The 8,536-nt window shown below is 49.9% G+C and carries 8 protein-coding genes and 2 other RNA genes; 3 read left to right on the forward strand and 7 right to left on the reverse strand.

What is annotated here, in order from left to right; all coding sequences use genetic code 11:
* The 3 genes from H6F43_RS13210 to H6F43_RS13220 form a co-directional block, all read right to left on the reverse strand.
* Positions 1 to 647 (reverse strand): bifunctional transcriptional activator/DNA repair enzyme AdaA (locus tag H6F43_RS13210; RefSeq protein ID WP_190343208.1); only part of this gene is annotated, 647 nt, incomplete at its 3' end.
* 631 nt (positions 648 to 1,278) lie between these two features.
* Complete coding sequence (locus H6F43_RS13215) at positions 1,279 to 1,473, reverse strand: DUF4177 domain-containing protein (RefSeq protein WP_190343209.1); 195 nt, start codon at positions 1,471 to 1,473, stop codon at positions 1,279 to 1,281.
* A gap of 27 nt (positions 1,474 to 1,500) precedes the next feature.
* Entirely contained in the window at positions 1,501 to 1,935 is a 435-nt protein-coding gene (locus H6F43_RS13220; protein ID WP_190343210.1) for a hypothetical protein, read from the reverse strand.
* A 494-nt stretch (positions 1,936 to 2,429) separates the two neighbouring features.
* Here H6F43_RS13220 and H6F43_RS13225 point away from each other — a divergent pair, with 494 nt between their 5' ends.
* From H6F43_RS13225 to H6F43_RS13235, 3 genes are all read left to right on the forward strand, one after another.
* Positions 2,430 to 3,791 carry a DUF3084 domain-containing protein gene (locus tag H6F43_RS13225; RefSeq protein WP_190343211.1) on the forward strand — a complete coding sequence of 454 codons (1,362 nt, stop codon included), beginning with the start codon at positions 2,430 to 2,432 and terminating at the stop codon, positions 3,789 to 3,791.
* 27 nt (positions 3,792 to 3,818) lie between these two features.
* The gene (locus H6F43_RS13230) at positions 3,819 to 4,250 is read left to right on the forward strand and encodes a pre-16S rRNA-processing nuclease YqgF (RefSeq protein WP_190343212.1); all 432 of its coding nucleotides are present in this window, start codon (positions 3,819 to 3,821) and stop codon (positions 4,248 to 4,250) included.
* A 115-nt stretch (positions 4,251 to 4,365) separates the two neighbouring features.
* Positions 4,366 to 5,331 (forward strand): HNH endonuclease, encoded by a 966-nt coding sequence (locus tag H6F43_RS13235; protein WP_190343213.1) that lies wholly within the window; start codon positions 4,366 to 4,368, stop codon positions 5,329 to 5,331.
* A 366-nt stretch (positions 5,332 to 5,697) separates the two neighbouring features.
* Here H6F43_RS13235 and ssrA read toward each other — a convergent pair.
* The 4 genes from ssrA to rnpB all read right to left on the reverse strand — a co-directional run bounded on the left by ssrA (position 5,698) and on the right by rnpB (position 8,291).
* Positions 5,698 to 6,085: a transfer-messenger RNA gene (gene ssrA / locus H6F43_RS13240) on the reverse strand.
* A 71-nt stretch (positions 6,086 to 6,156) separates the two neighbouring features.
* Positions 6,157 to 6,879: a ribonuclease III gene (rnc, locus tag H6F43_RS13245; protein WP_190343214.1), complete on the reverse strand. Its 723-nt coding sequence runs from the start codon at positions 6,877 to 6,879 to the stop codon at positions 6,157 to 6,159.
* A gap of 15 nt (positions 6,880 to 6,894) precedes the next feature.
* Positions 6,895 to 7,512, reverse strand: a complete 618-nt coding sequence (locus H6F43_RS13250; RefSeq protein WP_190343215.1) for a hypothetical protein — start codon at positions 7,510 to 7,512, stop codon at positions 6,895 to 6,897.
* 343 nt (positions 7,513 to 7,855) lie between these two features.
* Positions 7,856 to 8,291, reverse strand: an RNA gene (gene rnpB / locus H6F43_RS13255) — RNase P RNA component class A.
* Between the last annotated feature and the right edge of the window lie 245 nt (positions 8,292 to 8,536).

Genomic DNA, 8,536 nt, shown 5'->3' on the forward strand with positions numbered 1-8,536 from the left:
AACTCGATCGCGCAAATTCCGCGATCGGAGGCAGCTACTAATACCCACCCAATGAATGACTCCTCAACTGCAAATCGAATTTCCACACCGACGGCTCCTGTTTTGTACGTTTGGGGACTCATGCCCAGCAGTCCGGCGGTATCCTCGTAGACTCGACTGATCGAGCCGAATCCTGCCTCATGAATCGCTTCGGTCACAGATGATGGTTGTTGCAAGCTATCCTGCAATCGCCGCAGTCGTTTTGCCGCAAAGTAGTCTTTGGGCGTCACACCAACCGTGCGCTTAAACACGCGCTGAAAATGATACTGACTCCATCCAACAGCGTCTGCCAGAGCGTCGAGCTTTGGCGCTGTCTCAGCAGCTTCAATGATTTCGCACGCACGCTTAATCGCCACAATCTCTGGCAACGTTTCTGCTTTTGGCTGACAGCGTTTGCACGATCGAAATCCTGCCTGCTCTGCTGCGCTCCAAGTGTCAAAAAACGCAACGTTTTTCCGGTTTGGCACTCGTGAAGCACAAGTCGGACGGCAGTAGACCCCAGTAGTTTTGACCGCGTAGAAGAATGCACCGTCTGCTGCGCGATCGCGCTGTTGCAAAGCCTCCCAGCGATGGTCATCGGTTAGAAATGCAGTAAGGGTTCTATCCATAGCATCAGCCGACTCGAATTCAACTATCTATGACCATAGCGGTTACGCTCAGAAGCGACTATCCGATTCTTGCTATCTAATTCCAGCACCGTTAGCTATCTGATATCAAGCGGTGTAATCTCTAGTTGACTGGCAAACGTTTTGCTGAAATCGCTGAAGACCTCTCCCTAACCCTCTCCTGCAAGAAGAAGGAACCGAACGTTTGTCTGGCTCCCTTTTCGCGTCGGGGAGGATCTGGAGGAGAGGTCGTCCGGATTTTGTCAGTCAATGAGGTGCAACCCTTAAAAACCATTTTTGTTACAGGCATTTTCGCTTGACCATTGGCTCTGACGATCGGATTGAGCAACGACGAGTAAAACTGAAGTGAGAAAATTCTGTTCATCGCTTCAATGACTTGCTCGACAGCGCATTAGCATAGCGCGATTTAGGCTGGGAAAACCACACAAATCAGTCAAATCCGCGTCTTCAACTTCTCGTCTTTATGAAGTGCACTATGTAAGTTTTTGAGGCAGTGCGAGGCTCAATCACAAGATTTCGCCATTTCTCGATGCTTTAAGTATCGAGAAATGACGGTAACTACTTAACCCTGTTTACACTGAGCAACGTTGTGAGAAAACAACAATTTGCTGTGTCACTCGTGCGGTTTCTGACGCTCAAAAATCAAGTCATACTCTGACGGTGTTGCAGATGGATTGGCAACTAAGATCTGCACCAATCGCCAACCTTGTGCTGCATGGTCTGCCACAACAGATTCACAGGCTGTTATTTGAATTGTATTGTCACGCGAAAAAGAGGTTGGTGCTTTAACAAACTTGTATTCAAACATTGGCTAGATCTCCTGATTGCTCAATGCCTAAACGATCGTCAGGTTAGCGGGACTGAAGTTGAGATTAATTGGAAGTGTCGCAAGTTGTATGTTGTCGAAGTACAATCCCCCCGTTGCTGCATAGTAGCTAAATCGATTTAGCTCCGTCACACCAATGCCAAATCCAACTCCAGAAATTTCAATTTTGTCGCCCTGCTCAATTGCAAAATCTGCGATCGTATCAATTCCCTCAAGGGGAGAGCCAAAGGCGAAAATATCTGCTCCTGCACCACCCCCAATTATGTCGCTACCCAGTCCGGCTCTGATGTAATCGTTGTTTATTCCAGTGGCGATCGTTTTGTTGTAGCCGATGGTGCTAGTAATGTCGATCGTGCTTCCTGCTACTGATGAATCAGCGAAAAGACCTGTCAGGCTGTCAAAGGTAGGGATTGTAGGAAAACTGAAGTTGAAGTTAGCACTCATGCTGTCTAGCTCCTCCTTTAAGGTTGTCCAAACCCTTCAGAGGGTAAGTATCGGTGGCAATATGAAAATCTACCTTTGGTCAGGGATCAACCAAGGTTCAAGGAGCACTGTTAGCTCACTGGATACTGAGTCAGCAAAATCGCTTAAGCTTGCTGTTGCAATAAGGCTTCCTCCCTATGCCGTTTCCTCGATCGAGTGCTGGGGTCAGTATCATCAACATCTCAGTTGCCGTCTGCGACCGTTGCACAGCACTTGGTAGAAGCGTGCCAGATTGTTCGATCGCACGACGTAAGATCCTGATGAGTCATAGCTTCTAATTGCTTCACCCATTACAACGACCCGTGCCGACTTCTACAGACAGAATCCGGCTAACATTTTCTTTAGCGACACGCCGTTGCCGTATTTTTGTGCACATACGGTACGCTGTAGTGGAACATGCCCCAATCATCCAATAGGCAGAACGGCTGTCGTATGCGGGGGGCTTTGGAGAGTGGATGCCCAGCGGATATATTCTGATTTTGGCAGTGCTGGTGGTGGGTGGAGTCATTGCCACCGTGGGCGATCGCATTGGCACCCGCGTCGGCAAGTCCCGCCTCAGCCTGTTCAATTTGCGTCCGCGCAAAACCGCCACCCTGATTACGATTATCACAGGCGTCCTTGTCTCAGCCAGCACCTTCGGAATCTTGCTGGCGGCAAACGACCAGCTTTGGAAAGGCGTGTTTGACTTAGAACGAATCGAGCGGCGCTTAAAGCGGACCCGCGAAGCGCTTGATCAAGTCAGCCAGCAGCGAGACCAAGTTGAGCAGCAGAAAACTGAGATTGACAATCAACTGCGGCAGGCACGATCGAACCAATTAAGCGCGAGTCGCCAACTGGCAATCACACGGCGACGACTCGGAGAAACCAATCAATCGTTGCAGACTGCCGTCAACGAGCGCACTCGCGCTCAAGCCGCCACTGCACGGACTCAGGCAGATCTCAGCCGCACTCAAGCCCAGCTCAGCACGGTGTCGCAGCAGGCGCTCACCCTGCGCTCCGAAATTTCTCAATTGCAGACCGATCGCGATCGTGTCATCGCCGAACGACAAGAAGAAATTCGGGCGCGAGATGCCGTCATTCAGCAGCGAGAAGCCCGACTGCGGCAGCTAGAAACCCAGCAAGACTATCTGGCGCAAGAAGTGCTGCGGCTAGAGCAAGTTGCTCAAGGTCTACGTCAGGGAAACGTGGCAATTCTGCGCGGGCAGGTGCTGGCAACGGCAGTCGTCCGCATCGTCAACCCGACAGCGGCACGGCAAGCAGTCGATCAACTGTTGCGGGAAGCAAACCGTCAAGCTGTTCTGCGTGCCCGTCCCGGAACTCAGGAGCAAATTGTTCAAATCACGCGGCAGGAAGTCGAGCAGATTATCGATCGCATCGACGACGGGCAAGACTATGTGGTGCGGATCTTTGCCGCCGCGAATTACCTGGTAGGCGAAACCCAGATCCAAGTTTTTGCGGATGTGGTGCGGAATCAGGTCGTGTTTTTGGCAGGCGATGTCGTGGCGGCAGCGTCGCTCGATCCGTCCACGATGTCGGGGGATCAAATCCAGCAGCGGATTAATCTTCTGGTTGCTGCTGCTAACTTTCGCGCCCGCAGTCTGGGTATTCTCACTGATTCTGTGCAGGTTGGTTCTGCTCAGAGCTTGATTGCGTTTATTGAGCAGGTGCGGCAGTTAAAGCAGCCGATCGAGCTAAAAGCCGTCACCACAGGCATTACTTATACCGCCGGACCGTTGAAGTTAGAGTTGATTGCAGAAGACAATGGACAAATCCTGCTTCGGACCCAAGACATCCCGACAGCGCCCACCGATCGCTAGGTTATTCACCCTGAAGAGTGTTGAGCTATGCCTGTACCCGACCAACCCGTAATTCTAGGGTTCGACCCTGGACGGCGAAAATGTGGCTTGGCAGTAATGGGGGTGGATCGGACTCTACGATTTCACCAAGTCGTCACGACAGAGGCAGCGATCGCTACGATCCAAACCCTACGCCAGCAGTTTCCAATTTCGCTGCTGATTATGGGCGACCAGACCACTGCCAAGGACTGGAAACACAAGCTGAGTCAAGATCTACCCGACCCGCTCCGCATTGTTCTTGTGGATGAGCGCTACAGCACCCTGGAAGCCCGCGATCGCTACTGGCAAATGTACCCACCAAAAGGCATCTTTCGCTTGGTGCCGCAGTCTCTACGAAGCATTCCACGCCCGATCGATGACATCGTTGCCATTCTGCTGATCGAGCGGTACTTAGGGCGGTTGGTGAATGAGATGGAGTGACCAGAAAGCTGCTTAACTATCAGCTCTCCGGACAATCAGATCTGCACGTCCCAATGCTAGCGTCATGCTCGAAGCCGCGCCTGATATTTGTGACTGTACCTGGCAGTTTGGAATCATGATGAAAGATCTAAACTACTATATTAAAAGTTTTGCTAATCTAAAAGTTGATAGAGCTAGTGGAACTCCTGCTCCTCACCAACCAATTCTTTTACTCTCCGTCATTGAACAGTTTGAGAGAGGCAAAATCCGTCATAACCAGATTTACTTGACTCCTGAGCTAATTGCAACTTTTCTAAAATACTGGTCAAACTTAGTAACAACAGATCATCATTCAGATATTTCTTTGCCCTTCTTTCATTTAGCAGGAAAAAAGAAAATAAAATTTTGGCATTTGATGCCTAACCCTGGCTTTGAAGCTGTTATTGAAAGTGGAACTAAGATCAGAGGCTTAGCTGCACTTCGCAATACAGTTAAGTATGCCTACCTAGATACTGAATTATGTGAGTATTTGCAAAATGCTAGTTCAAGGCTCAAACTATCTGAAGTTTTAGTTAGAAGTTGGTTTTCAGCCGAGTCTCAACAGGTAGAAAAGTTGTACGCAGTTGATGAACTGGAAGAAATTCAACTCAGGCTTTTTGAGAAAGGCGGAGCAGTTTATACAGTAGAAGATATCAAAGACCAAGAAACGACATTTGTGAGAAATGCAGCATTTCGGCGAAATATGATTTCTCTATATGAGCAGCGTTGCACCTTGTGCAGATTGAAAATTGTCAGTCGAGATAATCAAAATGTTGTAGATGGGGCGCACATAAAACCTTTCTCTGAATTCCGTGATGATCGCCTTGATAATGGTTTGTCACTTTGCAAAAATCATCATTGGGCATTTGATCGCGGCTGGTTTGGAATCAGCGACAAGTACAGAATTATTGTTCCTGATGGTCGCCTTTATGAAGAAACCCCAAGAGATATGCGATCGCTGCAAGATTTTGATGACGAACTCATTCTTTTACCGAATCAAGAGATTTACAATCCTAGAGTTGATGCGCTGCAATGGCATCGTTCATTCTGGAAAATCGCTTAATTAAGTTTCTGAATCAGATTCTCCGACTGTCTTTCTCCAAGGTCTTCAACAGAAACTACAAAACGGCATGTAGAGGCGATCGAGCAGGCTTGTGCAGAGGTTTATCGCGTGGTTCTCGAACTTGTTGCCGAATCAACGTATCTTTCAGAAGCCGTGTTGCAGAGCGGATGAAAAAGCCAGGGTATTTGAGGTGCAAAAAAGTTCGTGCTGCTCCGCGGCAGGCGAGGCTTGCAACTAACAGCTAACAGAGTATGGCAATCGGTTCCATACTTAAAGCTCCAAAGCGCGAATCTACTGGGTAGATTCGCGCTTTGGAGCTTTAAAGAGTTTACGGAAGCATAGTTCGGACAATTTGTCCAATTACAAGAATGGAGCTGACGGGAGTCGAACCCGTGTCCGCCCTAGGTATTAGTACACCGCTCACTCACAGGTTTAGCTTCTCTTACCCTCGAAGCGGGAACCGTTCTTTATCCCGAACGATGGGATGCTCTGGAAAAGTCTTAGCTAGCGATCGACCAGAGGCAATCAACTAGAGCAGCCGTTGGGGGTTGGTCCATAATTCTTAACGGCGTCGAATTACGGACGCTCGAACCAGTTAGAGGTTGTTAGGCAGCAACGAGTGCTTGCTTACGAGCAAAAGGTACGATGTTGTTCGCATGTACTTGTTTTGAGCCATTGATTCACGAGAGTTAGCTCGCTCTCGACCTGCATCACGGGGTAACGTTCGCCAAAACGTCGAAACCGTTACAGCCCCTTGTGTTCTCTTATTATAGCCTCAGCATCGCGAGTTGCGCTTGATGGTGTGAAGATCGGTTAACCGATCCATTATCCTCTGGTAGATGCTTGGTTGTAGATTGCTAGAAACGCCACCTGTGCAGCCGCTTGCTCCGCCGCTTTGATCGATCGACCGCGCCCCTGTCCTAACTGCTCACCCCGCAGCCATACTTCAGCCGTAAAGCGATCGGCACTGCCCTCCAGCCCAGACTCTAGAATGCGATACTCCGGCAACAGCTTATATTGCCCCTGTGTCCATTCTTGCAGTGCGGCTTTGTAGTTCTGCCGCGCCGGATCGGTGCGAATCTCAGCCACCAGTTCTTGGAGATGGCTGTCTAGCCATGGGCGTACCAGCGCCAGTGAATGGGTGCTGAGATAGAGTGCACCCAGCAATGCCTCAAAGGACTCTGCCAAGCGGGACTCCCGCCCTGACTCATCCCGAAGGGCGCTGTTTGCCACCAGAAGGTAGCGATCGAGCGTGTAGCTGGTAGCAATCCGGGCTAGAGTGCGATCGCTCACCACTATCGAACGAATGGCAGCAAACTCTCCAACGGGCAAGTCAGGGTAGGTTTCAAGCAGGAACTCTGCTGCTGTCAGCCTCACAACAGCATCGCCAACAAACTCTAGCTGCTCGTAGTTGTCGCTAACAGAGATTGTGGGGTGGGTTAAGGCAAGATCCAACAAATGCCACTGAATTGGCGCGTCCTGCGGCAATCCTAACTTTTGCACCAGGCTCTGAAGCTGCTTTTGGCGGTGAGGGTAGTGAAGCGACATAACCCCACACTAACATCAAGCTGAAAAGGGAAGCTGATAGAGCGCTTTCAGGACGCTGGCGGAAATGACGAAGGGTGTTGAAAGAGAATAAAAGGCGTTGAGCGTGGGCGCATCTACCGTCAGCACGGGCGGTTCGGAAGACCGATTGATTGCTGTGACCTCTGAACTATCCTGGCGACCCAGATAGTGATGCTGCGATCGCAGGGCAGTAATTGTCTGCGGCAGCACCCCAACCAGTAGTGCCAGCGCCTCATCCGGCAAACTCGCTAGAATTTGGCGACCAAAAAAGGCTTCAAAGCTGAAAAAGAGCTTTTCGATGCGCTGACTCGGTTCAACGTGATCTGTGTTCTTTTGCAGCCAGCGTGTCCATTGAATTCGACGGCTGTACGCGCGCTGTCGCTCTTCGTGGGTTACGACCTCAACAATCTCAGGGGAGCCGATCGCAATCAGACGAACCGTCTCCTGCTCACCAGGGACTTTCACCACCGCACCAGGACCCGCAAACTCGGCATGAAAGGGCTTGCAAAGAATAAGACCACTTTTTTTGGCTTCTCCAATGGCAAGTAGTCGAGAAGCTTGAGGTGTGGATTCCGAGCGGTTAATCCCTAAAAGACAGGGGAGCTGACTGTTCACAAGGGTACGCTACAGCATGTAGGCGCGTCGGTGGACGAAGAAGCAATCGATGACTTCCCTGATCCTAATGAAGCGTGAAACGGCTGTGTAATCTCTTAAGGATGACTTTGCAAAATCTACACATTCATAATCCCAAGCGCATTATTTCGGTGAACTGTAGGTTAAAAATAAACCGTAGTGTTCCCGTAATTTCTCTGGTTTTGGAGCCGACGCTGCATTAATGTCAGGGATTACCCATACGAGCACGGTTTAATCGTTTACGCAGCGTCTTCTAGCAGATGCAGTTCGACGTGCTTCAGCCAGGAGTAAGCGTGTACTTCAGCTAACGGCAAATGGCTATGAGGGGAAGAGTAAGACATAAGCCGGGTTCTGTTACCCGATCGCAGCGCGATCAAGCGGCGGCTATCTATCTGGGACGCTTGTTACCAAGCGCCTCTAGCGGACTCGCTGAAGTCAGGTTTTCTGACCCCTGCCGAAACCGGTAAAAGACCAACCGTCGTTTCTACTGCCTTGCTTCCAACCGGGGTTTACCGAGCCAACACCTCTCGATGTTGCTGGTGCGCTCTTACCGCACCTTTGCACCCTTACCAATAATTCGGAATTCGAAATTCGAAATTCGAAATTACGAACTCCGAATTCCGAATTATTGGCGGTATGTTTCTGTGGCACTATCCTCACGATCGCTCGCACTGGGCGTTGTCCAGCAAGTTTGGTCTTTCGGAAGCCCGGACTTTCCTCAGACGGTTTTTAGACCATCCGCAGCCACCTGCGCCTACTCATCCCCAATCCAGTCTAGTGCAGCGGGAAGTTCTCGATTATCAGTTATGAATTACAAATTAATTCAGTATTCATAAGTCAAGATTTATGATTCCTACTTCGTGGGATTGAATGGTAGCCCAGACGTCCAAGGCAGCTTTTTAAGAATAAAGGTGCAGACAATGTAGCGTCGATCGCTGCCGCCATTGTTAGAGCTAGTGAATCGCAGGGTCAACCCCAGCATGAATTCTAAATCGCTCTTGCGATC

This window comes from Leptolyngbya sp. FACHB-36, assembly GCF_014695955.1.
Classification (GTDB): Bacteria; Cyanobacteriota; Cyanobacteriia; order Leptolyngbyales; family Leptolyngbyaceae; genus FACHB-36.

Bases quoted from the DNA above. Each gene is read 5' to 3' on its own strand.
- H6F43_RS13215 (WP_190343209.1), bottom strand. From the start codon at position 1,473: ATGTTTGAATACAAGTTTGTTAAAGCACCAACCTCTTTTTCGCGTGAC.
- H6F43_RS13220 (WP_190343210.1), bottom strand. From the start codon at position 1,935: ATGAGTGCTAACTTCAACTTCAGTTTTCCTACAATCCCTACCTTTGAC.
- H6F43_RS13225 (WP_190343211.1), top strand. From the start codon at position 2,430: ATGCCCAGCGGATATATTCTGATTTTGGCAGTGCTGGTGGTGGGTGGA.
- H6F43_RS13230 (WP_190343212.1), top strand. From the start codon at position 3,819: ATGCCTGTACCCGACCAACCCGTAATTCTAGGGTTCGACCCTGGACGG.
- H6F43_RS13235 (WP_190343213.1), top strand. From the start codon at position 4,366: ATGATGAAAGATCTAAACTACTATATTAAAAGTTTTGCTAATCTAAAA.
- rnc (WP_190343214.1), bottom strand. From the start codon at position 6,879: ATGTCGCTTCACTACCCTCACCGCCAAAAGCAGCTTCAGAGCCTGGTG.